We start from the raw sequence: 22,569 nt of genomic DNA, 5'->3' as shown, positions 1-22,569 counted from the left end.
ATTCCCAGCTTGTGGGAAGGGGTGCGGAAAGTGGTGGGGGAAGGTTCCGACGGACCGCGTGGCCTCGGCGTCACGGCTGAGGGCTTCGGCCTCAGGGGCCCTCGCGGCCGGGCGTTCCAAGGAGTGAGCCTCGACGCGGAGCCCGGCTCACTGATCGCGATCGAGGGGCCGTCGGGCTCCGGGCGCACATGCCTGCTGCTCTCGCTCACCGGGCGCATGAAGCCCACCGAGGGGCACGCGGCGGTCGGATCGTTCCGCCTGCCGAAGCAGATGGCGGCCGTCCGCAGGATCAGCGCGCTCGCGCATGTGCCCGGGATCACGGACCTCGATCCCGCCCTGACCGTCGGCGAGCACCTGCGCGAACGGGCGCTGCTCCAGCGGCGGTTCGGCGGTTCCGTACGGGGGCTGCTACGGCCCCGCAGCGAGCATGCGGCGGAGGCCCGGCTGCGGATCGACGCCGCGCTGAACGCCGCCGGGCTGGACCGGGAAGCGCTGCCCAAGGGCTCCCGGACCGCCGTACGCGACCTGGAGCGGGTCGAGGCACTGCGGCTCTCCGTGGCGCTGGCCCTGATCGGCCGCCCGCGCCTCCTCGGAGTCGACGACACCGACCTGAAGCTCTCGGAGCCCGAACGGGCCGAGGTCTGGGCGCTGTTGCGTGCGCTCACCGAAGCGGGGACGACCGTCCTCGCGGTGTGCCGGGAGGCACCCGAGGATGCCGTCACGGTGTCCACCGGGTCCGCCGACGAGCCCACCCCTGAGGAAACCGACGAGCCCGCCCACGCGGAACGCGACGAGCCCTCCGACGGGGACGGCGAACAAGACCGACAAGACCGAGACAAGGAGGCGGCCGATGCGCTCGCCGAAGCTGGCCGCGCTTGAGCTCAGGCGGTTCGGCAGGGGGAAGCTCCCGCGCGCGGCGATGGCCTCGCTCCTGCTGCTGCCGCTGCTGTACGGCGCCCTGTACCTGTGGTCGTTCTGGGACCCGTACGGCCGTCTCGACCGCATCCCCGTGGCCCTCGTGAACGACGACAAGGGAGCGACGGCGGACGGCACGAAGATCGCGGCGGGCGACGACATCACCAAGGGCCTGCACAAGAGCGACACCTTCGAGTGGCACGAGGTCAGCGCCGCCGAGGCGCGCATGGGTGTCGAGAACGGCACGTACTACCTGTCGCTGACGATGCCCTCCGATTTCAGTGAGCGCGTCGCCTCCAGTTCGGGCGACTCCCCGGAGACGGGCGCCCTCCAGGTGCGTACGAACGACGCGAACAACTACATCGTCGGGCAGGTCTCCAGGACGGTCTTCGGCGAGGTAAGGACGGCGGCCTCGACGAAGACGTCACGGTCGTTCCTCGACAGGATCTTCATCTCGTTCTCAGACATCCACGGTCAGACCGTGAAGGCCGCCAAGGGAGCCGATCAGCTGAAGGGCGGCATCGGGAAGGCCAAGAAGGGCTCGAAGGATCTCGCCGACGGGCTGAAGGACGCCAAGAAGGGCAGCGGCAAGCTCTCCGCGGGCTTGAAGAAGCTCAACAAGGGAGCCGGCGACCTGGAGAAGGGCTCACGGCAGGTCTCGGAGGGGACACGGGCGCTCGCGGACAAGGTCAACGGCGTCGCGGACAAGGTGGGCCCCTTCCTGAAGGGCAACGAGAAGGAGATCGGCGACACGGCACGGCTGGTCGCGGACTCCGCCGCGGCCATCCGCCGCAGCCTCGACACGCTGGTGAAGACCGCCCCGACCGCCGCCAAGTCGGCCCGCACGGCCTCCGACACGCTGAACAGCGTCTACAAGGCGCGCTGCGAGACCGCGCCGCTGCCCGACGCCGCCTGCCCGCAGCTGAAGGAGGCGAAGGACGCGGCCGCGGACGTGGCGAAGGTCGCCGACGACGTCAACACGCTGGTGGCCGGCCAGGACGGCGATCTGGACGCGCTGGACCGGCACCTGGCCACGCTCCAGAAGCAGGCGCAGACGCTCGCCGACCGCTCGCCGCACCTCTCCGAGGACCTCGCCACCACCGTCACCAAGATCAACGCACTCGACAAGGGAGCCGGACAGGTCGCCAAGGGGGCGAAGACCCTGCACACCGGAATCGGCACGGCCAAGACCGGCGCTGCCGACCTCGACACCGGCGTCGGTGCCCTCAAGACGGGGGCGATCGACCTCGAAGGAGGCATGTTCAAGCTCGTCGACGGCTCCGGGAAGCTCGCCGGCGGACTGCACGACGGCGCCGGAAAGATCCCCGACTACGACAAGAAGGACCGCGACCAACGCACCGAGGTGATGGCGGATCCGGTGCGGCTCGCTTCGAAGGACCTGCACAAGGCGCCCAATTACGGCACCGGATTCGCCCCGTATTTCATCCCGCTCTCCTTGTGGGTGGGCGCGATGGTGGCGTACATGGTGATCCAGCCCCTCAACCGGCGCGCACTCGCGACTGGCGCCTCCGCCTGGCGCATCGCGCTCGCGGGCTGGCTGCCGGTGGCCGCCCTGGGCGTGCTCCAGACGGCCACTCTGATGGCCGTACTGCACTGGGGGCTAGGCCTTCAGATGGCGCGAGCCGCCGGGACGGTGGGGTTCCTCTGCCTGGTGACGGCGTGCTTCGCGGCGATCGTGCAGTGGCTGAACGCGCGCTTCGGAGCGGCGGGCCGAATCCTCGTCCTCGCCTTCCTGATGCTGCAGCTGACGTCGGCAGGCGGCACGTACCCCGTGCAGACCAGTCCGGCCTTCTTCAACGTGATCCACCCCTTCATGCCGATGAGTTACGTCGTCGACGCCCTCAGGAGGCTCATCACGGGCGGCGGCCTCGTACCGGTCTGGCAGGCATGCGTGGTCCTCACGGCTTTCACCGCGGGCGCCCTCGCGCTCACCGCCGTGGCCGCACGCCGCAGGCAGGTGTGGACCCTGGACCGGCTGCACCCGGAGCTGAGCCTGTGACAATCAGGGCCATGGAAAGCAGCAAGGCCGTGGACAGCGGCAGCAGCCGGAGACAGCTGACCCGGCAGAAGCTCTACGAGGCGGCCGTGACGCTCATCGCGGAGCAGGGCTTCTCGGCCACCACCGTGGACGAGATCGCCGAGCGCGCCGGGGTCGCGAAGGGCACCGTCTACTACAACTTCGCGAGTAAATCCGTCCTCTTCGAAGAGCTGCTCCGGCACGGTGTGCGACTCCTCACCGCCTCCCTCCGGGAGGCGGCGGAGAAGACCGCTCAGGAGGGCGGCAGCAAGGTCGACGCCCTGGACGCGATGATCCGGGCAGGGCTGGTCTTCATCGACCGCTATCCGGCCTTCACACAGCTGTACGTGGCGGAGCTGTGGCGTACGAACCGGGCCTGGCAGTCCACCCTGATGGTGGTCAGGCAGGAGGCCGTCGCGGTGGTCGAGGGAGTTCTGCGCGACGGCGTCGCGAACGGCGAGCTGAGCGACGAGATCGACGTCCCGCTCACGGCGGCGGCCCTGGTGGGCATGGTCCTGGTAGCTGCCCTGGACTGGCAGGCCTTCCAGCCGGAGCGCTCCCTGGACGACGTCCACGCGGCGCTGTCGCGGCTGCTTCAGGGACGGGTGAGCGGCAACCGCTGAAGCACACGGGAGCACAGGGGCCGAAAAGCGAGCGCCGGCCCGAGATGGCCGCGTCCCCCGCGGGCCACGCCGGACCGGCGCCCTTCTTGCTCCCCCGTAGTCCCCCGTTGCATCCCCCGTTTCGGTCTCCCCCCGCGTCCCCCGTGCCTCACTCCCGCCCGACTTCTCGGCGGAAGGAGCGGCCAAGGGCGCTGCACCGTTCCGCCGCCCCGTGTCGGCAGTGCCGGAGCCGCGCCCCTTTCCGTGCCCCCACTCTCTCGTTCGCGCAGGTCGTGCCCCATCCGCGCGCGTACTCATCTCTCTGACTAGGTACGGATACCTAGTCCTGCGCATTCAGGCCCAGAACGCACCGTTGCCGACTGGTTACGAACGCGTCCGCGCTGCTACTCCCCCGCTGCTTCCCCTGGCGGGAATCCGGGGCCCGCGCGTGCGAGGCGGTGGCAAGCGGACGGTGGCGGCCGGGTTGTCAGTAGCGGCCGATACAGTCCCTGGCATGGCACGAATTGCGGTGATCGGCGCCGGGATGGGCGCGCTGGCGGCCGCCGCCCGGCTGGCCGTCGCGGGCCACCGGGTGGTGGTGTACGAGCGCGCGGCGACGTACGGCGGGTCGGTGGGCGTCGTCGAGCGTGACGGCTTCGTCTTCGACACGGGCCCGGGGCTGTTGCCGCTGCCCGCGGTCTACCGCGATCTGTTCGTCAAGACCGGCAAGGAGCCGCTGGAAAAGTGCGTCGACCTGGTCCAGGTGGACCCGGCCTCGCACCACGTCTTCGCGGACGGCACGGAGGTGGCCCTGCCCAACGCCTCGCGTGCGGGAGTCGTCTCGGCCCTGGACGCGGCCCTGGGAGCGGGCGAGGGAGAGCGGTGGGGCGAGTTCCTGGTGCGGGCGCGAGAGGCCTGGGACCGTACGCGCCGACCGCTGCTCGAAGAGCCCCTGTGGCCCAACTGGCAGGTTCTCGCCGATCGTGACCCCTATCCGCCGGTCAAGCAGCGCCGTCTGCTGCGCACCCGGGTGGCCACCACACTCGCGGAGGTCGGCGCCTGGGAGCTGCGCGACCCACGGCTCGCGGCCCTCCTGGAGAGCCAGGCCCTCGCGTACGGCCTCGACCCGCGCGTCACCCCGACCGCCGCGACCGTGCTGCCGTACATGGAGCACGCCTTCGGGACGTGGTATGTGCGCGGTGGGCTACGGGAGTTGGCACGGGCGGTGTACGAGCGGTGCCTGGCCCGCAGGGTTGACTTCCACTTCGATACGGCCGTCGAGCGGATCGTCGAGAAGGACGGTCGAGCGGCGGGGCTGGAACTGGCCGACGGCACCATCGAGGAGGCGGACTTCGTGGTCGCGGGCGTGGCGCCCGGAATGCTGGAGGGGCTGACCTCCGGGACCGCGCTGCACGGCGACACTGAAGTGCCGCCCCAGCGGGGACTGCCGAGCCGCCTGACGGTTCACCTGGCGCTGCGCGGCGGGCGGCCGGAGGGGGTGGCTCATCGGACGGTCGTACACGCGGCGGATCGCGAGGCGGAGTTGCACGCGTTGTTCGGCGACCGACCGGCACGTACGGCTTCTCCGGGCTCCGGGCTCCCGGCCGCGCCCACAGTGACCGTGATGCGCCCCGGCGATCCCGCGCTGGTGCCGGACGACGACCACGAGGCGGTCACGCTGAGCGTCACGGTGCCGTCAGGCGTGGCGCCGGCCGAGGACGATGTGGAGCGGGTACTCACCGCCGCCGGGCGCGCGATACCCGGCCTGCGCGAGCGCCTCCTCTGGCACGAGGTCCGTACGCCGCTGGACATCGCGGAGGCGACGGGTGCGGACGGCGGCGCGGTTCCGCCCCCGGCGCTGGCCGCCGCGGGCGGACGTCTGCTGCACCCGTCCAACAGCACCCGCCTGCCGGCCCTGTTCACGGTCGGCGGCTGGGCACACCCCGGCGGCGGACTGGCGCACGCGGGCATGTCCGGTGCGCTGGTCGCGGGACTGATCGTGGAGGGACCGGACTTCCAGGGCTCGCAGTAAGGCGGTTGTCAGAACCGGTACTGCTCGTCGTACCCGTTTCCGTTTCCGTTGCCCTCGTACGGATATTGCTGCTGCTCCGGCGGGAGTTCGCCGCCGTACGGATCGTCGGTGGAGCGCTGCTGCGGGACCCAGACGCCGCCCGGCGGGGTCTCGCCGCCGCCGTAGCTCCCGCCCGCGTACTGGTCCTGGGCGTAGCCCTGCTGCCCGTACTGCTGCTGCGAGGCGTCGTAGGAGGAGTCGTACGAGGCGCCCCCGTACGTCTGCGTGCCGAGGTACGGGTCGGAGTAGGCGGCGTACTGCTGCTGGCCGTTGTCGTAGCCGTACTGCTGCTGGTCGTAGCCGGAGTATCCGTCGTACCCGTAGTTCTGGCCGGCGTCCGGGGACTGGGCGGACGCGGCGTAGGACGGGTCGGTGGCCGCGGCGTAGGCGGTGTCGCTGTAGACGCCGTAGTTGCCCGTGTCGTCCGGCAGGGGCTGCGGCTCGTAGACGGCGGTGGACTCGGCCGCCGTCTCGGCGTGCTCCCCGAAGCTCGCCGGCCGCTGTCCGAAGACGGAGTCCTCGCGGCCGTAGAGGTCGTCGCCCTGGCCGAAGTTGTCCCGCGGACGCATTCCGTTGTCCGCCGCCTGGAGGTCGGAGACCTCGAGGGTCGGATCCCGGTCCGGCTCGCCGCGGCGCCGCTTGCTGGCGCTCGGGCGGCCTGCGACGGCCCAGCCGGCCGCGAAGCCGCGGCGGAACGACAGCGTGACGTATGTCTGCCCGACCGCGAAGGCGGCGGCGCCCAGGCCGATGACCGGCACGGACGGGATGAGCACGCCGAGCACCACGCCGAGGAAGCCCGCGAAGGCCAGCAGCCTCCAGCGCAGCCGCGCCTTGTACTGCAGCAGGACCTCGCCGAGCAGCCACAGCGCGACGATGCCGAACGCGATGTAGAGGACCGTCCAGCCCATGTACGCCCCTCTCCCAATGACCGTTACGCAGTGTGTCGTACGAGGATGCGTCCGGTCTAGGCCTGCTGTGGGTGGTGCAGCCCCAGATTTTCGTAGATTTCCAAAGACGCGGTGGAGTTGTTCAACGTGATGAAGTGCAGTCCGGGGACTCCCTCGGCCAGCAGCGTCGCGCAGAACTCCGTAGCGAACTCGATTCCAATGGAGCGTACAGCCGCCGGATCGTCCTTGGCTGTGAGGATCCGCTCTTTGAGGGCGTCCGGGAACGAGGCATTGCTGAGCTTCGGGAGCCGCTCCAGCATCTTCACGCTGGTCACGGGCATGACCTCGGGGATGACCGGGGTCTCGCAGCCGGCCGCGTCGACTCGGTCACGTAGCCGCAGGTACGACTCGGGATGGAAGAACATCTGCGTGATCGCGTAGTCGGCACCGGCCCGGCATTTGCCGACAAAATGCGCGACGTCCATGTCCCAGTCGGCAGAGCGCGGATGCATCTCGGGGAAGGCCGCGACGCCCACGCAGAAGTCGCCCGACTCCTTGATGAGTCGGACGAGTTCGGCTGCGTAGGTCAGGCCCTGAGGATGCGGGATCCAGTCGCCCATGGGGTCGCCCGGCGGGTCGCCGCGCACGGCGAGGATGTTCCGGATCCCGGCGTCCGCGTACTGGCCGATGATGTTGCGCAGTTCGGCGATGGAGTGGTTCACGGCGGTGAGGTGGGCGACCGGGGTGAGCGTCGTGTCCGCGACGATCTGCTCGGTCTCCTTCACCGTGCCGGCGCGGGTCGAGCCGCCCGCTCCGTACGTCACCGACACGAAGTCGGGAGCGACGGCCTCGACACGGCGGAGCGCGTTCCACAGGTTCCGCTCGCCCTTCGGGCTCTTCGGCGCCGCGAACTCGAACGAGTACGTCGTCTTGCCTGTGGCGAGCATGTCACGCACAGTGCGTGCGCGGTCAGTCCTGGTGGACGCAGATCCTAGGGCCATACCCGCAGGTTAGTCAGGGGCTGGCGGTCCCCCAACCGGACGATGGAAATTGCCCGGTTTGTCGGCCACTTGTCCACCCTTCGGACAACTAACCGTGACGCAATCGTTTCGCGAACTCCCGGGCCGCCGCGCCCGGATCATCGGCCTCCGTGATCGCCCGTACGACGACGACGCGACGGGCACCCGCTTCGAGGACCTCGTCGAGGTTGCCGAGGTCGATGCCGCCGATGGCGAACCAGGGACGGTCGGTGCCGAGCGCGGCCGTGTACCGAACGAGGTCCAGGCCCGGCGCATGGCGGCCCGGCTTGGTGGGCGTCGGCCAGCAGGGGCCCGTACAGAAGTAGTCCACTCCGTCCTCGACGGCGGCGGATGCGGCCTCCGCATCGGCGTGTGTGGAGCGGCCGATCAGGATCTTGTCGCCGAGGATCGCGCGGGCGGCGGGGACGGGCAGGTCGCCCTGGCCCAGGTGCAGCACGTCGGCGTCCGCCGCATGGGCGACGTCCGCGCGGTCGTTCACCGCGAGCAGCTTGCCGTGCCGCGCGCAGGCCTCGGCGAACACCTGGAGGTGCTCCAGTTCCTCGGCGGCCTCCATGCCCTTGTCGCGCAGCTGCACGATGTCGACACCGCCGGCGAGGACCGCGTCCAGGAACCCGGCGAGGTCGCCCTGGCGCTTTCGGGCGTCCGTGCAGAGGTAGACCCGGGCGTCGGCGAGCTGTGCGCGTGCGATGGTTTCGGGCATGCGTAAATCCCCCGTTGTCGGTGGCGTACGGACCCTGCCGTGCGGGGCACGGCCCGTACGCCGACGGTGTGTTCAGGTCAGACGGCGAGCGCCTGGGCTCGGCGCTTCACCTCCGTACCTCGGTTCTCACTGAGGGCCTGCGCGGGGGTGCCGGGCAGGCTCGGGTCGGGGGTGAAGAGCCACTCCAGCATCTCTTCGTCCGTGAAGCCGTCGTCCCTCAGGAGCGTCAGGGTTCCGGACAGGCCCTTGACGACCTTGTCCCCGTCGATGAAGGCGGCGGGGACGTGCAGCGCTCGGTTCTCACCACGGCGTACGGCGATGAGCTGGCCCTCCTTGACCAGCTGCCGCACACGGGTCACCTCGACGCCGAGCTGTTCGGCGATGTCGGGGAGGGTGAGCCAGGCGGGGACGAGAGCATCGATTTTTGCGTCAATCTCGGTCACGGGATTAAGCGTGCCATCCCGGACTGACAGTCGGAAGTCGTGGCCGCCCCGCCTGGGCCGTTCGCCGGACCCCGGCGGCCCGTCCTGTCGCCCTACGCGGTCGCCGATTTCGCCGATTTCAAGGGCCGGGAGGGGTCCGACAACAGTTCCGGATTCATCGGGACACCGGCTTCGATCAGCTTGCGGCCCTGCGCCAGGTCCCGGGGCCGTCCCACCGCGAGCACGGCGACCAGCCGGTTCTCCCGGAGCCAGCACACCGACCAGGCCGGGCCCGTCGGGTCGCCGCGCCATATCGTGGCGTCCGCGCGCGCGTGGTGCCCCGCGTACTGGACGAAGCGGCCGAACTGCTCGGACCAGAAGTACGGCACGGGGTCGTAGGCGGCGGGCGTCTCGCCGATGATGTTCGCCGCGACCGTACGGGGGCCCTGGAGGGCGTTGTCCCAGTGGTGGACCAGAAGACGCTCGCCGTACCTGCGCGAAGGGAAGGAGGCGCAGTCCCCGACCGCGTACACGTCCGGGACGGATGTGCGCAGGTGGTCGTCCGCGACCACCTCGCGATGGGCGCCCAGCTCGATCCCGGAACCGGTCAGCCAGGCGGTGGCGGGCCGCGCCCCGATGCCCACGACGACGGCCCCCGCGGGCAGCCGCGAGCCGTCGTCCAGCACGACCGCCCCGGGTTCGACGTGCTCCACGCGCGCGTGGGTGCGCAGCGATGCGCCGCTGTCCGCGTACCAGGCGGTCATGGGAGCGGCCACCTCGGCGGGCAGTGCGCCGGCGAGCGGCCGGTCGGCGGCCTCGACGACGGTCACCGCGCACCCGGCCTCGCGCGCCGCCGTGGCGAACTCGGCGCCGATCCAGCCCGCGCCGACGACCACGATGTCGTGCTGCCGGGCGAGCACGGGCCGCAACCGCTCGGCGTCGTCCAGGGTGCGCAGCAGATGCACCCCCGGTACGCCCTCCGCGCCCGGCAACCGCATGGGCTCCGCACCCGTGGCGACGACCAGGACGTCGTACGGAACGGACCCCATGGCCGTGTCGAGTTCATGATCAATAGGACGTACGCCGGTCACCTCGAGCCCCAGGCGCAGCTCGATGCCCAGGGCCTCGAAGTCGACGTCGAAGGCGGAGCCCTCGGCCGTGCCGAGCAGGACTGCTTTGGAGAGCGGCGGGCGGTCGTACGGCTGGTGCGGCTCCGCGCCGATCAGCGTCACGGTGCCGGTGAAACCCTGTTCCCGCAGGGCGACCGCGGTCTGCACGCCGGCCATGCCCGCGCCGACGATCACGACACGTCGTCGCGCTGCCCGGCTCCGTTCCCGCGTCTGCTCGTTCACGCGATCACCATAGTCAACTGACGTTGTGTCAGTCAGCGGGAGAGATCAGTGACGTCCTGCACAGCCGTCATGACGTCTTGCACGGCCGTCAGCGGTCGTCAGCGGTCGTCGGCGAGCTGTTCCACCACGCTCGTCCCGCTGCCCGTCTGCGACTCCCACTCCCAGGTCTCCTCCAGGCGTACGCGCCCGTCGGCAAGCTCGACCACTCGGGACAGACAGTGTCCCGAGGAGGTGCTGCCGTCCCGCTTCAGCTGCACGTACCGGAAGTCGAGGCGGTCACCCTCACGTGTACCCACCAGGTGGCCGCGTACGACGTCGCCGCCCGCGTACTCGGCCCAGATCTCGCCGTCCTTCTCGTGGTACGAGAAGCGGGTGCGCGTACCGACCTGACCTGGGGCTTGGTCCGCGACGGGGGCGAGGACGAGACCGTCGAGCGAACCGGCCATGCCGTGCGGCTCCCTTACTGAGGTGTGACACGAAGAGTTAGGGTGGCCAACCTAGAGCACTCGCGGGAGTCCGGACGCACCGGACTGAGAGGGAGGCTGGGACGGCCTCCGACCGTACGAACCTGATCCGGGTCATGCCGGCGAAGGGAGGGGCTGGACGCCCATGTCGCGCACATCGCTCGCATCGCACGCGTCGTCAAGCACATCCGACACATCCGACGTCCTGATCGTCGGGGGCGGGATCATCGGCCTGGTGACCGCCTGGCGTGCCGCGCAGCGCGGCTTCGCCACCGCACTCGTGGACCCCGACCCCGGCGGCGGAGCGGCCCAGGTGGCCGCCGGAATGCTGGCCGCCGTCACCGAGCTCCACTACGGCGAGCAGACCCTGCTCGGCCTCAATCTGGCGTCCGCCCGGCGCTACCCGGAGTTCGCCGCCGAGCTCACCGAGGCGACGGGCCTGGACCTCGGCTACCGCGAGTGCGGCGCGCTGGCCGTCGCGCTGGACGCCGACGACCGCGCCCATCTGCGCGAACTGCACGCCCTGCAAACCCAGTCGGGCCTGGAGTCGGAGTGGCTGAGCGGGCGCGAGTGTCGGCGCCTGGAGCCGATGCTCGCGCCGGGCGTGCGCGGAGGGCTCAGGGTCGACGGCGACCACCAGATCGATCCACGGCGGCTCGCCAAGGCGCTGGTCGCGGCGTGCGAGCGGGCCGGAGTGGTCTTCCACCGGGTCTGGGCGGAGCGGCTCAGCGTCGTACGGGACCGGGCCGCCGGAGTCGTCACCACCGACGGCACCGAGCTGGCCGCGGGCCAGGTCGTCCTCGCCGGGGGCAGCCTCAGCGGGCGGCTCGCGGGCGTTCCCGACGCCGTACTGCCTCCCGTACGGCCGGTGAAGGGCCAGGTGCTGCGGCTGACCGTGCCGAAGCGGTACGCGCCGTTCCTGAGCCGCACCGTGCGGGCCGTCGTCCGGGGCAGCCATGTGTACCTGGTGCCGCGCGAGAACGGTGAGCTGGTCGTCGGCGCGACGAGTGAGGAGCTGGGCTGGGACACGACGGTGACTGCGGGCGGGGTGTACGAACTGCTGCGCGACGCCCACGAGCTGGTCCCCGGCATCACCGAACTCCCGCTCACCGAGACCCGCGCGGGACTGCGCCCCGGCTCCCCGGACAACGCGCCCCTGCTCGGCCCCACAGAACTGGACGGCCTGCTCCTGGCCACCGGTCACTACCGCAACGGCGTCCTGCTCACCCCCGTCACGGGCGACGCCATGGCGCACCTGCTGACCACCGGTGAACTCCCGGAGGAGGCCCGCCCGTTCACACCCAGGCGCTTCAGTACGGCCCGCACGGAGCAGCCCGTATGAACGTCTTCGTCATGAACGTCTTCGTCAACGGTGAGCGACAGGAGATCGCCGCCGGCACCGCCCTCGACACGCTGGTCGCCACCCTCACCGCGGCGCCCTCCGGGGTCGCCGCCGCGCTCAACGAAACCGTCGTCCCGCGCGCGCAGTGGCCGAGCACACGCCTCTCCGAGGGAGACCGCATCGAGGTCCTCACCGCCGTCCAAGGAGGCTGACCCATGGCCGACGACCCGTTTCTCATCGGCGGTACGTCCTTCGCGTCCCGCCTCATCATGGGCACCGGCGGGGCGCCCAGCCTCGATGTGCTGGAGCGCTCGCTCGTCGCGTCCGGCACGGAGCTGACGACGGTCGCCATGCGTCGCGTAAACGCTTCCGTGCATGGTTCGGTGCTGTCCGTGCTCGATCGGCTCGGTATTCGTGTGCTGCCGAACACGGCGGGCTGCTACACCGCCGGGGAGGCTGTGCTGACGGCTCGGCTCGCTCGCGAAGCGCTCGGCACCTCGCTGGTGAAGCTGGAGGTCATCGCTGACGAGCGCACGTTGCTGCCGGATCCGATCGAGTTGCTCGACGCGGCCGAGACTCTCGTCGATGACGGGTTCACGGTGTTGCCCTATACGAACGACGATCCCGTTCTCGCTCGGAAGCTGGAGGATGTGGGGTGCGCGGCGATCATGCCGCTCGGCTCCCCGATCGGGTCCGGACTGGGGATTCGGAATCCGCACAACTTCCAGTTGATCGTGGAGCACGCGCGCGTGCCGGTCATTTTGGACGCGGGGGCCGGTACGGCGTCCGATGCAGCCCTTGCCATGGAGTTGGGGTGTGCCGGTGTGATGCTTGCGTCTGCCGTCACTCGGGCTCAGGAGCCGGTCTTGATGGCCGAGGCCATGAAGCATGCGGTGGAGGCGGGGCGGTTGGCTCGGCTTGCGGGGCGGATCCCTCGGCGGCACTTCGCTGAGGCGTCGTCTCCTGTGGAGGGGATGGCTCGGCTGGATCCGGAGCGGCCTGCTTTCTGAACGAGTGGGGGTTTCTTTCCCCAAGCCCGCCCCTTCCCGAAACTGGGGGCTGCGCCCCCAGACCCCCGGGTTGCAACTCGGCTGCGGGCCCGCCGTGGCTTGTCGAGCCACGCGCGGAGCCGCAAATGTCACAGCCTCGCTCCCTTACGGGGCTCAGCCCCGTGCGGAGACGCGACGCGATCCAGCCACCGGCCCCAGAGGCAGTGCTCCCCTCGCGATCACCGGCCTCTGAGACAATGGCCCCCTCTCGGTGTAGATCCCGGTCTGACCTGCGATCTCGTCACAGCTCGGCTGCAGTCCGGCTCCGAATCTCCACCGATCACGCGGCGTTGACAGCCTCGGCTCGTAGACTCACCTGCGTGGATACGACCCTTCAGGACCCGTTGGTCGGTCAGGTGCTCGACGGCCGCTACCGCATCGACGCACGTATCGCGGTCGGCGGGATGGCCACGGTCTACAGGGCCGTGGACACCCGCCTGGACCGCGTGCTCGCGCTCAAGGTGATGCATCCGACGCTGGCCGCGGACGCCACGTTCGTCGAGCGGTTCATCCGCGAGGCCAAGTCGGTGGCCCGCCTTGCGCACCCCAATGTGGTGCAGGTTTTCGACCAGGGGACCGACGGGCCGTACGTCTATCTCGCCATGGAGTACGTCGCCGGGTGCACCCTGAGGGACGTACTGCGCGAGCGCGGGGCCCTGCAGCCGCGGGCGGCGCTCGACATCCTGGAGCCGGTGCTCGCCGCGCTCGGCGGCGCGCACCGCGCCGGGTTCGTGCACCGCGACATGAAGCCGGAGAACGTCCTGATAGGGGACGACGGCCGGGTCAAGGTGGCCGATTTCGGCCTCGTACGGGCTGTTGACACGGTCACGAACACGACAGGGTCCGTGCTCGGCACGGTGTCGTACCTGGCCCCGGAGCAGATAGAACACGGCACGGCCGATCCACGGGTCGACGTGTACGCCTGCGGAATCGTCCTCTACGAGATGCTGACCGGCGACCGGCCGCACCTCGCGGACTCGCCCGCGGCGGTGCTCTACAAACACCTCCACGAGGACGTCCCGCCGCCGTCGGCGGAAGTGCCGGGCCTGGCCTACGAACTCGACGAACTGGTCGCGGCGGCGACCGCGCGCACCGCGGATGTACGTCCGCACGACGCGGTGGCCCTGCTCGCGCAGGTCCGGGACGCACGCAGCGGGCTGACCGCCGAGCAGCTGGACGCGGTGCCGCCGCAGGCGCTCACCGAGGGCCACGACATCGGCGCGGACCGTACGAGCGTGATCCCGCGCTCGCTGTCCATGCCGCGGCCGCTCCCCGTGAACGAGGACGGCGGCGATCGCGGGTTCCAGCACACGAGCATCCTGGCGACCCCGCCTCCGAACGCACCATCGCGCCGCCGCACCCGCACCCCACTCCCCCGGCGCGGCGTACTCGCGATCGTCGCCGCCGTGCTGCTGGCCCTCGGCCTCGGCGCGGGCGTCTGGTACATCAACTCCGGCCAGTTCACCAAGGTCCCACCGCTGCTCGCGATGACCGAGGCGAAAGCCACGGATCGGCTCGAGAGCGCCGGGCTCGATGTGGGGAAGGTCGAGCGCGAGTACAGCGACACCGTCGAGCGCGGCACGGTCATCAGCAGCGATCCCGAGGCGGGCGCCCGGATCCGTGACAACGACCCGGTGTCGCTGACGATCTCCAGGGGTCCGGAGACCGTACGTGTGCCGAATGTGGAGGGCTTCAAGCTGGGCAAGGCCAAGGCGCGGCTGGAGGACGAGGGCCTGAAGGCGGGCATGATCACCAGGGACTTCAGCGAGGAGGTCCCCTTCGGCTTCGTGATCCGTACGGAGCCGGGTGCGGGCACCACACGCCGCGCGGACTCCGCGATCGCGCTCACCGTCAGCAAGGGCAGCCCGGTGGATGTGCCGGAGGTCGTGGGCGACGAGCTCGCCGACGCGCAGCAGGAGCTCCAGGACGCGGGTCTGAAGGTCGAGATCGCACCCCAGCAGATCAACTCCGAGTTCGACGCCGGCCAGGTCGCCGAGCAGTCGCCGTCCCCCGACCGGCAGCTGAGCGAGGGCGACACCGTCACCCTGACGATCTCCAAGGGCCCGCCGCAGATCGAGGTCCCGGACGTGGTGGGCGACAAGGTCGACGACGCCAAGGGGGAGCTGGAGGCCGCCGGCTTCAAGGTCGAGGAGGACCGCGGCTTCCTCGGGCTCTTCGGGGACACGGTCAAGGGCCAGTCGGTGGCCGGTGGAGACACGGCGCCGAAGGGCTCGACGATCACCATCGAGATCGAGTGACGGCAGGTCGGCAGGGCTGATCGGCATGCGCCGACGGGGCGCGCGGGCCCCCATGGCACCCTGAGTGGGTGAGCACTCCGCAGTCCCGCAACCCCGTCGGCAGCCATGTTCCCGTGTCCGGCGGCCTTGCCTCCGTAGGCCTGTCGTACGCACGTGATCTGGGCGCCGAGACCGTCCAGGTCTTCGTCGCCAACCCGCGCGGCTGGGCGACACCACCGGGGAATCCGCGGCAGGACGAGGAGTTCCGCGCGGCCTGCGCCGCGGGGTCGATCCCCGCTTACGTCCACGCGCCCTATCTGATCAACCTCGGCTCGCACACCGAGGTGACCTTGGAGCGGTCCGTGGAGTCGCTGCGGCACTCACTGCGGCGGGGGCGCGCGATCGGGGCGCGGGGAGTCGTCGTACACACCGGTTCGGCGACCGGCGGTCGGACACGTGCGGTCGCGCTGAAGCAGGTACGCGATCATCTGCTGCCGCTGCTCGACGAGTTGACCCACGACGACGACCCGGACCTGCTGATCGAGTCGACCGCGGGCCAGGGCGCATCCCTGTGCTCCAGGACCTGGGACTTCGGGCCGTACTTCGAGGCACTCGACGCCCACCCGAAGCTCGGCGTCTGCCTCGACACCTGCCACATCTTCGCGGCGGGCCACGACCTCACCGGCCCCACCGGAACGCACCAGACCCTCGACCTGCTGGTGGACACGATCGGCGAGGGCCGCCTGAAACTGATCCACGCCAACGACTCCCAGGACATCGCAGGCGCCCACAAGGACCGCCACGCCAACATCGGCGCCGGCCACATAGGCGAGGACCCCTTCCGCGCCCTGATGACCCACCCCGCCACCGCTGACGTACCCCTGATCATCGAGACGCCCGGCGGCAAGGAGGGCCACGCGGCAGACGTGGAGCGACTGAAGAAACTCCGGGACGGCTGAGTCTCAGAGCTCGGGGTCTCAGAGCTCGAAGACTCAGATTTCGGAGACTCAGAGCTCGGGGCCGTCCCCCGGCTCCTCCTGGTACGAGTAGCGCTGTTCACGCCAGGGGTCGCCGACGTTGTGGTAGCCGCGTTCCTCCCAGAAGCCGCGGCGGTCGGCGGTCATGTACTCGATGCCGCGGACCCACTTGGGGCCCTTCCAGGCGTACAGGTGGGGCACCACCAGGCGCAGGGGGAAGCCGTGTTCCGCGGTGAGGAGTTCGCCGTCCTTGTGAGTGGCGAAGATCGTGCGCTCGGAGGCGAAGTCGGTGAGGCGGAGATTCGAGCTGAAGCCGTACTCCGCCCAGACCATCACATGCGTGACGCTGGGCGCGGGCGGGGCGATCTCCAGGAGCGTACGAGCCGGGACGCCGCCCCATTCGGCGCCGAGCATGCTGAACTTCGTCACGCAGTGCAGATCGGCCACGACCGTGGTATATGGCAGAGCCGAGAACTCCTCGTGGTTCCAGCAGTGCTTCTCGCCGTCGGCAGTGGCTCCGAAAACCCTGAACTCCCAGCGCTCAGGCCGGAACTTGGGGACGGGCCCGTAATGCGTGACCGGCCAGCCGCGCTGCAGTCGCTGCCCCGGCGGAAGCTCCGACTGCGCTGCTTCTCCAGATTCACGCTCCACCGGCTGACCCATGTCTCCATCCTGACAGACCAAAGACGGTGCAGATGACCAGGCCTGTCCCGATTCGGGCATCTGCTACTAAGCCTGCACTTACTGGACGGCCCCAGATGCCGGTGGAATCATGCGGCGCATCCTGCCTGTCCCCCCGCGCGGAAGGAGCCTCTGCAATGCAGGGCGACCCCGAGGTCATCGAATTCCTCAACGAGCAGTTGACCGCCGAGCTGACCGCGATCAACCAGTACTTCCTGCACGCGAAGATGCAGGAGAACTTCGGCTGGACAAAGCTCGCGAAGTACACCCGGGCCGAGTCGTTCGACGAGATGAAGCACGCAGAGGTGCTCACCGACCGGATCCTCTTCCTGGAGGGCCTGCCGAACTACCAGCGGCTGTTCCATGTCCGGGTCGGGCAGACGGTCACCGAGATGTTCAAGGCGGACCGGCAGGTCGAGGTCGAGGCGATCGACCGCCTCAGGCGCGGCATCGAGGTGATGCGGAACAAGGGCGACATCACGTCGGCGAACATCTTCGAGTCGATCCTCGCGGACGAGGAGCACCACATCGACTACCTGGACACCCAGCTGGAACTGGTGGAGAAACTCGGCGAGGCGCTCTACATCGCCCAGCTCATCGAGCAGCCGGACAGCTGAGCGGCTTCACACCTACGCAGCTTCACACCTAAGCGGCTTCGTCCAGCTCTGCCAGCTCGGCGAGCACGGACGGCGCCTGGTCGGCCACCTCAGTACGGCACGCACCTCGGCCCAACAGTGCCTGAATCCGTCGTACACACGAACCGCAGTCGGTGCCCGCCTTGCAGGCCGAGGCGATCTGGCGTGGCGTGCACGCACCCGCTTCCGCGTGCTTCCTCACCTGCGCCTCGGTGACCCCGAAGCAGTTACAGACGTACACGCGGTTCACCACCCGACGGGACAGAAGCGGGATAGACAGGTCGCCATCCCGATTGATCGGTGAGGCAAACCTAACCTTACCCGTCCGGCGCGCGTCGTAAAAGTGCGGTGGGGCGCGGATCGTATGTGATCCGCGCCCCACCGCATGTCTGTGCACCAACCGAACCGCTACTGGTCGCGGTACATCTCCGCCACCAGGAACGCCAGATCCAGGGACTGGCTACGGTTCAGGCGCGGGTCGCAGGCCGTCTCGTAACGCTGGTGCAGATCGTCGACGAAGATCTCGTCGCCACCGCCCACGCACTCGGTGACATCGTCACCGGTGAGCTCCACGTGGATGCCGCCCGGGTGCGTGCCCAGCTCCTTGTGGACCTCGAAGAAGCCCTTGACCTCGTCCAGCACGTCGTCGAAGCGTCGGGTCTTGTGACCGGAGGCCGCCTCGTAGGTGTTGCCGTGCATCGGGTCGGTGATCCAGGCGACGGTCGCGCCGGAGGCGGTGACCTTCTCGACCAGCTCGGGCAGCTTGTCGCGGACCTTGTCGGCGCCCATGCGGACGATGAAGGTCAGCCGGCCCGGCTCACGCTCGGGGTCGAGACGCTCGATGTACTGCAGCGCGTCCTCGGCCGTCGTCGTCGGGCCCAGCTTGATCCCGAGCGGGTTGCGGATCTTCGAGGCGAACTCGATGTGCGCGCCGTCCAGCTGACGGGTGCGCTCACCGATCCACACCATGTGCCCGGAGACGTCGTACAGATGCCCCGTACGTGAATCGACCCTGGTCAGCGCCGATTCGTAGTCGAGCAGCAGTGCCTCGTGCGAGGAGTAGAACTCGACGGTCTTGAACTCCTCCGGGTCGGTCCCGCAGGCGTGCATGAAGTTCAGCGCCTGGTCGATCTCGCGCGCCAGCTGCTCATAGCGCTGCCCGGACGGGGACGACTTCACGAAGTCCTGGTTCCAGGCGTGCACCTGGCGCAGGTCGGCGTAGCCGCCGGTGGTGAAGGCGCGGACCAGGTTCAGTGTGGAGGCGGAGGCGTGGTACATCCGCTTCAGGCGCTCGGGGTCCGGGATGCGGGCGGCCTCGGTGAACTCGAAGCCGTTGACCGAGTCGCCGCGGTAGGTCGGCAGGGTCACGCCGTCGCGGGTCTCGGTCGGCTTGGAGCGCGGCTTGGAGTACTGGCCGGCGATGCGGCCCACCTTCACGACCGGCACAGAGGCCGCGTACGTGAGGACGGCGCCCATCTGAAGCAACGTCTTCAACTTGTTGCGGATGTGGTCGGCCGACACCGCGTCGAAGGCCTCGGCGCAGTCGCCGCCCTGAAGCAGGAAGGCCTCGCCCCTGGCAACAGCTCCCATCCGGGCGCGCAGCTGGTCGCACTCGCCCGCGAAGACGAGGGGCGGATAGCTCGCCAGCTCGGCGATCACTTCGCGCAGGGCCTCGGCATCGGGGTAGTCGGGCTGCTGCGCCGCGGGCAGGTCTCGCCAGGTCGCCTTGGTGGCGACGGCTTGGGTATCAGCGTTCACGGTCACCTCGTCAACATTACGGGGTCGTGTCGAGCGATTTTCGTCCGGTTCGACTGGTGAGACAAAAGCGACGACGGAACGGCGTGCGCCCCGCGACCGGGCCCCGGCATGGGATCCGTATGGGATAAGGTGCCGCACATGTTCGCGCACTCGACCAAGACCCAGAACCAGAACTGGTGGTGGACCGCTCACCCGGCGGCCCACTGACTGCGCGTACGCAAGACTTCGCGAAGGCCGCCCGAGGGGCGGCCTTCAGTGTTTCCACGACCAGGGCCGTTCCTCCCGATCACGACATCGGTCACCGGCATCGATCGCCGGCGATCACGAGGGAAGAGGAACCCATGCACCTGGCCCGGCTCCTGCACGACGACCGCCCTTTCGCACTGCTGCGGCGCCGTACCCCCGGAATCGACCACGACACCGTAGAAGTCCTGCTCGGCCCGGTCGCCACGTACGACCGGCTCGCCGACATCCCCGACGTGGGCCTGGCCCTCATCCCCTTCCGCCAGATCCGCGAGCGCGGGTTCGACGTCCGCGACGACGGTACGCCGCTCGCGGTGCTGACCCCCGAGGAGGCGTACGAACTCCCCCTGGACCAGGCCCTGTCGCAGCTGCCCGCACACGAGGTGAAGGTGACGGGCGGTGGCTTCGACGTCGGCGACGAGGAGTACGCGGAGATCGTCGGGCGCGTGCTGCGGGAGGAGATCGGGCGGGGCGAGGGCGCGAACTTCGTCATCCGGCGTACGTACGAGGGGCAGATCCCCGGCTTCGGCAGGGCCGACGCGCTCGCGCTGTTCCGGCGGCTGCTGGAGGGTGAGCGGGGTGCGTACTGGACGTTCGTCGTGCACACCGGGGAGCGGACGCTTGTCGGGGCGAGTCCCGAGGTGCACGTCCGCATGTCAGGTGGAAGGGGCGAGCGCGAAGCGCTCTCGGTTGAGGGCGGTGGTGGGAGACGGGCGGGCGGGACCGTCGTGATGAACCCGATCAGCGGGACGTATCGCTATCCGGCCGAAGGGCCGACCCCCGAGGATCTCCTGGACTTCCTCGCCGACGGCAAGGAGATCGAGGAACTGTCGATGGTCGTCGACGAGGAGCTCAAGATGATGTGCACGGTCGGCGACATGGGCGGGGTCGTCATCGGGCCGCGGCTGAAGGAGATGGCCCATCTCGCTCACACGGAGTACGAGTTGCGGGGCCGGTCGTCGCTCGATGTGCGCGACGTCCTGCGCGAGACCATGTTCGCGGCGACCGTCACCGGGTCGCCGGTGCAGAACGCCTGCCGGGTGATCGAGCGGCACGAGGTGGGTGGCCGCGGGTACTACGCCGGGGCGTTGGCGCTCGTCGGCCGTGATTCCGGCGGCGCCCAGATCCTCGACTCCCCCATCCTGATCCGAACCGCGGACATCGACGCGGGGGGACAGCTGCGGGTGCCGGTCGGGGCCACGCTCGTACGCGGCTCCGATCCGGCGAGCGAGGTAGCCGAGACGCATGCGAAGGCGGCGGGGGTGCTGGCCGCGCTGGGGGTACGTCCCGGAAGGCGGCCGGAGGAGCGGGTACGGCCGGGGCTGGCCGAGGACCCGCGGGTGCGGGCCGCGCTCGACGGGCGGCGGTCCTCACTGGCGCCGTTCTGGCTGCGGATGCAGGAGCGTTCGGCTGACTTGGAGGGCCATGCGCTGGTCGTCGACGGGGAGGACACCTTCACGGCGATGCTCGCGCATCTGCTGCGTTCGTCGGGGCTCGAGGTGTCCGTGCGGCGGTACGACGAGCCGGGCCTGCGGGAGGCGGTTCTGGCGCACGAGGGGCCGCTGGTCCTGGGCCCCGGACCGGGCGACCCCTCGGACACCGCCGACCCCAAGATGGCGTTCCTGCGCGGGCTCACCGCCGAGGTGATCGCCGGTCACCGGCACGGTGTGCTCGGTGTCTGTCTCGGGCATGAGCTGATCGCGGCGGAGCTGGGTCTGGAGATCGTACGGAAGGAAGTCCCGTACCAGGGGGCGCAGACGGAGATCGACCTCTTCGGGCGGACGGAGACCGTCGGCTTCTACAACAGCTTCGTGGCGCACTGCGACGACGAGCGTGCGGCGGAGCTGGCCGCGCACGGTGTCGAGGTGAGCCGGAGCGACACCGGGGAGGTGCACGGGCTGCGCGCGAGAGGGTTCGCCGGGGTGCAGTTCCACCCGGAGTCGGTGCTGTCGCTCAACGGCACCGCTGTCGTACGGGAGTTGATCAGTCAGCTGCGGGGCACCGGCACGGTCTCCGAGCGGCGCCCCGCTGTTTAGGTCGCTTACGTGCGGTTACGCGGCCTCAGCCGAAGAACACGCCGACCTCCTTGTACAGCTTCGGGTCCACCGTCTTCAGCTGGGCCGTGGCCTGAGCGATCGGGACGCGAACGATGTCGGTGCCGCGCAGGGCGACCATCTTGCCGAAGTCGCCCTCGCGGACCGCGTCGATGGCGTGCAGGCCGAAGCGGGTGGCGAGCCAGCGGTCGAAGGCGCTGGGGGTGCCGCCGCGCTGGACATGGCCGAGGACCGTCGTACGGGCCTCCTTGCCGGTGCGCCTCTCGATCTCCTTGGAGAGCCATTCGCCGACGCCGGAGAGCCGGACATGCCCGAACTCGTCCAGCGAACCGTCCTTGAGCACCATGTCGCCGTCCTTGGGCTTCGCACCCTCGGAGACGACGACGATCGGGGCGTACGAGGCCTTGAAGCGGGAGGTGACCCAGGCGCAGACCTGGTCGACGTCGAAGGGCTGCTCGGGGATGAGGATGACGTTGGCTCCGCCGGCCAGTCCGGAATGGATGGCGATCCAGCCCGCATGCCGGCCCATGACCTCGACGACGAGGACACGCATATGCGACTCGGCTGTGGTGTGGAGGCGGTCGATGGCCTCCGTGGCGATATTGACGGCCGTGTCGAAGCCGAAGGTGTAGTCGGTGGCCGAGAGGTCGTTGTCGATGGTCTTGGGTACGCCGACGCAGGGGATGCCGTAGTCGTCGGAGAGGGTCGCGGCGACGCCGAGGGTGTCCTCTCCGCCGATCGCGATCAGGGCGTCGACCTCCTCCTTTTCGAGGTTCTCCTTGATCCGGCGGATGCCGTTGTCCACCTTGAGGGGGTTGGTGCGCGAGGAGCCGAGAATGGTGCCGCCACGGGGCAGGATGCCGCGTACGGCGGGGATGTCGAGCTGAATGGTGTCGCCTTCCAGCGGACCGCGCCAGCCGTCCCTGAAGCCGGTGAAGTCGTAGCCGTACTCCTGCACGCCCTTACGGACGATGCCCCGGATGACGGCGTTGAGCCCGGGGCAGTCGCCGCCTCCGGTCAGTACTCCGACCCGCATTGGAAATGTCCCTTCGCCGCGGTTGCCTGATGAAGGTCACGCTAATAGTGATCCAGGTCACTTAGG

22 protein-coding genes and 1 riboswitch are annotated in these 22,569 nt (G+C 69.7%); of the genes, 12 read left to right on the top strand and 10 right to left on the bottom strand.

The window, feature by feature from the left end; genetic code table 11:
- Nucleotides 1-21: 21 nt before the first annotated feature.
- The 4 genes from ACGFNK_RS11945 (at nucleotide 22) to ACGFNK_RS11930 (ending at nucleotide 5,587) form a co-directional block, all read left to right on the top strand.
- Nucleotides 22-879 carry an ATP-binding cassette domain-containing protein gene (locus tag ACGFNK_RS11945; RefSeq protein ID WP_393415550.1) on the top strand — a complete coding sequence of 286 codons (858 nt, stop codon included), beginning with the start codon at nucleotides 22-24 and terminating at the stop codon, nucleotides 877-879.
- Complete coding sequence (locus ACGFNK_RS11940) at nucleotides 851-2,935, top strand: YhgE/Pip family protein (protein WP_393414669.1); 2,085 nt, start codon at nucleotides 851-853, stop codon at nucleotides 2,933-2,935. Before ACGFNK_RS11945 ends, ACGFNK_RS11940 begins: the two co-directional genes overlap by 29 nt.
- Nucleotides 2,936-2,946: 11 nt before the next feature.
- Nucleotides 2,947-3,576, top strand: coding sequence for a TetR/AcrR family transcriptional regulator (locus ACGFNK_RS11935; protein ID WP_393414666.1), 630 nt, complete (start codon nucleotides 2,947-2,949; stop codon nucleotides 3,574-3,576).
- A gap of 493 nt (nucleotides 3,577-4,069) precedes the next feature.
- Nucleotides 4,070-5,587, top strand: coding sequence for a phytoene desaturase family protein (locus ACGFNK_RS11930; protein WP_393414663.1), 1,518 nt, complete (start codon nucleotides 4,070-4,072; stop codon nucleotides 5,585-5,587).
- Nucleotides 5,588-5,595: 8 nt separating this feature from the next.
- On the opposite strand, the gene ACGFNK_RS11925 is transcribed toward ACGFNK_RS11930, so the two are convergent.
- From ACGFNK_RS11925 to ACGFNK_RS11900, 6 genes are all read right to left on the bottom strand, one after another.
- Nucleotides 5,596-6,534 (bottom strand): hypothetical protein, encoded by a 939-nt coding sequence (locus ACGFNK_RS11925; RefSeq protein ID WP_393414661.1) that lies wholly within the window; start codon nucleotides 6,532-6,534, stop codon nucleotides 5,596-5,598.
- A gap of 56 nt (nucleotides 6,535-6,590) precedes the next feature.
- Nucleotides 6,591-7,514 (bottom strand): methylenetetrahydrofolate reductase [NAD(P)H], encoded by a 924-nt coding sequence (gene metF / locus ACGFNK_RS11920; protein WP_386345949.1) that lies wholly within the window; start codon nucleotides 7,512-7,514, stop codon nucleotides 6,591-6,593.
- Between the two features lie 88 nt (nucleotides 7,515-7,602).
- Nucleotides 7,603-8,253, bottom strand: a complete 651-nt coding sequence (gene thiE / locus ACGFNK_RS11915; RefSeq protein WP_393414657.1) for a thiamine phosphate synthase — start codon at nucleotides 8,251-8,253, stop codon at nucleotides 7,603-7,605.
- A 77-nt stretch (nucleotides 8,254-8,330) separates the two neighbouring features.
- A complete protein-coding gene (locus ACGFNK_RS11910) occupies nucleotides 8,331-8,696 on the bottom strand; it encodes an Rv2175c family DNA-binding protein (protein WP_053671919.1) in 366 nt (121 codons plus the stop codon).
- Between the two features lie 92 nt (nucleotides 8,697-8,788).
- Nucleotides 8,789-10,027, bottom strand: coding sequence for an NAD(P)/FAD-dependent oxidoreductase (locus tag ACGFNK_RS11905; RefSeq protein WP_393414653.1), 1,239 nt, complete (start codon nucleotides 10,025-10,027; stop codon nucleotides 8,789-8,791).
- 98 nt (nucleotides 10,028-10,125) lie between these two features.
- Nucleotides 10,126-10,473, bottom strand: a complete 348-nt coding sequence (locus tag ACGFNK_RS11900) for a hypothetical protein (protein ID WP_386345954.1) — start codon at nucleotides 10,471-10,473, stop codon at nucleotides 10,126-10,128.
- Between the two features lie 52 nt (nucleotides 10,474-10,525).
- Nucleotides 10,526-10,639: riboswitch (TPP riboswitch) on the top strand.
- On the opposite strand from ACGFNK_RS11900, the gene thiO reads away from it, so the two are divergent.
- The 5 genes from thiO to ACGFNK_RS11875 all read left to right on the top strand — a co-directional run bounded on the left by thiO (nucleotide 10,637) and on the right by ACGFNK_RS11875 (nucleotide 16,078).
- A complete protein-coding gene (gene thiO / locus ACGFNK_RS11895) occupies nucleotides 10,637-11,833 on the top strand; it encodes a glycine oxidase ThiO (protein ID WP_393414649.1) in 1,197 nt (398 codons plus the stop codon). (Overlaps the previous riboswitch by 3 nt.)
- 11 nt (nucleotides 11,834-11,844) lie before the next feature.
- Nucleotides 11,845-12,045 carry a sulfur carrier protein ThiS gene (thiS, locus tag ACGFNK_RS11890; protein ID WP_344392436.1) on the top strand — a complete coding sequence of 67 codons (201 nt, stop codon included), beginning with the start codon at nucleotides 11,845-11,847 and terminating at the stop codon, nucleotides 12,043-12,045.
- Between the two features lie 3 nt (nucleotides 12,046-12,048).
- Complete coding sequence (locus tag ACGFNK_RS11885) at nucleotides 12,049-12,843, top strand: thiazole synthase (RefSeq protein WP_393414646.1); 795 nt, start codon at nucleotides 12,049-12,051, stop codon at nucleotides 12,841-12,843.
- A 359-nt stretch (nucleotides 12,844-13,202) separates the two neighbouring features.
- Complete coding sequence (pknB, locus tag ACGFNK_RS11880; protein ID WP_393414643.1) at nucleotides 13,203-15,140, top strand: Stk1 family PASTA domain-containing Ser/Thr kinase; 1,938 nt, start codon at nucleotides 13,203-13,205, stop codon at nucleotides 15,138-15,140.
- 68 nt (nucleotides 15,141-15,208) lie between these two features.
- A complete protein-coding gene (locus ACGFNK_RS11875) occupies nucleotides 15,209-16,078 on the top strand; it encodes a deoxyribonuclease IV (protein ID WP_393414640.1) in 870 nt (289 codons plus the stop codon).
- A gap of 48 nt (nucleotides 16,079-16,126) precedes the next feature.
- On the opposite strand, the gene ACGFNK_RS11870 is transcribed toward ACGFNK_RS11875, so the two are convergent.
- Complete coding sequence (locus ACGFNK_RS11870) at nucleotides 16,127-16,759, bottom strand: sulfite oxidase-like oxidoreductase (RefSeq protein WP_386345963.1); 633 nt, start codon at nucleotides 16,757-16,759, stop codon at nucleotides 16,127-16,129.
- Nucleotides 16,760-16,914: 155 nt separating this feature from the next.
- Here ACGFNK_RS11870 and bfr point away from each other — a divergent pair, with 155 nt between their 5' ends.
- Entirely contained in the window at nucleotides 16,915-17,394 is a 480-nt protein-coding gene (bfr, locus tag ACGFNK_RS11865) for a bacterioferritin (RefSeq protein ID WP_033327421.1), read from the top strand.
- Nucleotides 17,395-17,422: 28 nt separating this feature from the next.
- Here the strand turns inward: bfr and ACGFNK_RS11860 are convergent, their stop codons facing one another.
- Nucleotides 17,423-17,662, bottom strand: coding sequence for a bacterioferritin-associated ferredoxin (locus ACGFNK_RS11860; protein WP_386345965.1), 240 nt, complete (start codon nucleotides 17,660-17,662; stop codon nucleotides 17,423-17,425).
- A gap of 158 nt (nucleotides 17,663-17,820) precedes the next feature.
- Nucleotides 17,821-19,176 (bottom strand): class II 3-deoxy-7-phosphoheptulonate synthase, encoded by a 1,356-nt coding sequence (locus ACGFNK_RS11855; protein WP_386345967.1) that lies wholly within the window; start codon nucleotides 19,174-19,176, stop codon nucleotides 17,821-17,823.
- A 102-nt stretch (nucleotides 19,177-19,278) separates the two neighbouring features.
- Here ACGFNK_RS11855 and ACGFNK_RS11850 point away from each other — a divergent pair, with 102 nt between their 5' ends.
- Together ACGFNK_RS11850 and ACGFNK_RS11845 are read left to right on the top strand one after the other, a co-directional pair.
- Complete coding sequence (locus ACGFNK_RS11850) at nucleotides 19,279-19,377, top strand: trp operon leader peptide (protein ID WP_393414635.1); 99 nt, start codon at nucleotides 19,279-19,281, stop codon at nucleotides 19,375-19,377.
- Nucleotides 19,378-19,511: 134 nt separating this feature from the next.
- On the top strand, nucleotides 19,512-21,449 hold the full coding sequence (locus ACGFNK_RS11845) for an anthranilate synthase family protein (protein WP_393414632.1): 1,938 nt from the start codon (nucleotides 19,512-19,514) through the stop codon (nucleotides 21,447-21,449).
- 25 nt (nucleotides 21,450-21,474) lie between these two features.
- On the opposite strand, the gene ACGFNK_RS11840 is transcribed toward ACGFNK_RS11845, so the two are convergent.
- Nucleotides 21,475-22,503, bottom strand: a complete 1,029-nt coding sequence (locus ACGFNK_RS11840; RefSeq protein ID WP_386345971.1) for a 6-phosphofructokinase — start codon at nucleotides 22,501-22,503, stop codon at nucleotides 21,475-21,477.
- Between the last annotated feature and the right edge of the window lie 66 nt (nucleotides 22,504-22,569).

This window comes from Streptomyces sp. NPDC048825, assembly GCF_043198355.1.
Classification (GTDB): Bacteria; Actinomycetota; Actinomycetes; order Streptomycetales; family Streptomycetaceae; genus Streptomyces; species Streptomyces xiangluensis.
This window is presented reverse-complemented; position numbering and strand designations above follow the sequence as displayed.

What these genes read in the sequence shown, in the direction of transcription:
- ACGFNK_RS11940 (WP_393414669.1), top strand. Translation starts at nt 851, where the DNA reads ATGCGCTCGCCGAAGCTGGCCGCGCTTGAGCTCAGGCGGTTCGGCAGG.
- ACGFNK_RS11935 (WP_393414666.1), top strand. Translation starts at nt 2,947, where the DNA reads ATGGAAAGCAGCAAGGCCGTGGACAGCGGCAGCAGCCGGAGACAGCTG.
- ACGFNK_RS11930 (WP_393414663.1), top strand. Translation starts at nt 4,070, where the DNA reads ATGGCACGAATTGCGGTGATCGGCGCCGGGATGGGCGCGCTGGCGGCC.
- ACGFNK_RS11925 (WP_393414661.1), bottom strand. Translation starts at nt 6,534, where the DNA reads ATGGGCTGGACGGTCCTCTACATCGCGTTCGGCATCGTCGCGCTGTGG.
- metF (WP_386345949.1), bottom strand. Translation starts at nt 7,514, where the DNA reads ATGGCCCTAGGATCTGCGTCCACCAGGACTGACCGCGCACGCACTGTG.
- thiE (WP_393414657.1), bottom strand. Translation starts at nt 8,253, where the DNA reads ATGCCCGAAACCATCGCACGCGCACAGCTCGCCGACGCCCGGGTCTAC.
- ACGFNK_RS11900 (WP_386345954.1), bottom strand. Translation starts at nt 10,473, where the DNA reads ATGGCCGGTTCGCTCGACGGTCTCGTCCTCGCCCCCGTCGCGGACCAA.
- thiO (WP_393414649.1), top strand. Translation starts at nt 10,637, where the DNA reads ATGTCGCGCACATCGCTCGCATCGCACGCGTCGTCAAGCACATCCGAC.
- thiS (WP_344392436.1), top strand. Translation starts at nt 11,845, where the DNA reads ATGAACGTCTTCGTCAACGGTGAGCGACAGGAGATCGCCGCCGGCACC.
- ACGFNK_RS11885 (WP_393414646.1), top strand. Translation starts at nt 12,049, where the DNA reads ATGGCCGACGACCCGTTTCTCATCGGCGGTACGTCCTTCGCGTCCCGC.
- ACGFNK_RS11870 (WP_386345963.1), bottom strand. Translation starts at nt 16,759, where the DNA reads ATGGGTCAGCCGGTGGAGCGTGAATCTGGAGAAGCAGCGCAGTCGGAG.
- bfr (WP_033327421.1), top strand. Translation starts at nt 16,915, where the DNA reads ATGCAGGGCGACCCCGAGGTCATCGAATTCCTCAACGAGCAGTTGACC.
- ACGFNK_RS11850 (WP_393414635.1), top strand. Translation starts at nt 19,279, where the DNA reads ATGGGATCCGTATGGGATAAGGTGCCGCACATGTTCGCGCACTCGACC.
- ACGFNK_RS11845 (WP_393414632.1), top strand. Translation starts at nt 19,512, where the DNA reads ATGCACCTGGCCCGGCTCCTGCACGACGACCGCCCTTTCGCACTGCTG.
- ACGFNK_RS11840 (WP_386345971.1), bottom strand. Translation starts at nt 22,503, where the DNA reads ATGCGGGTCGGAGTACTGACCGGAGGCGGCGACTGCCCCGGGCTCAAC.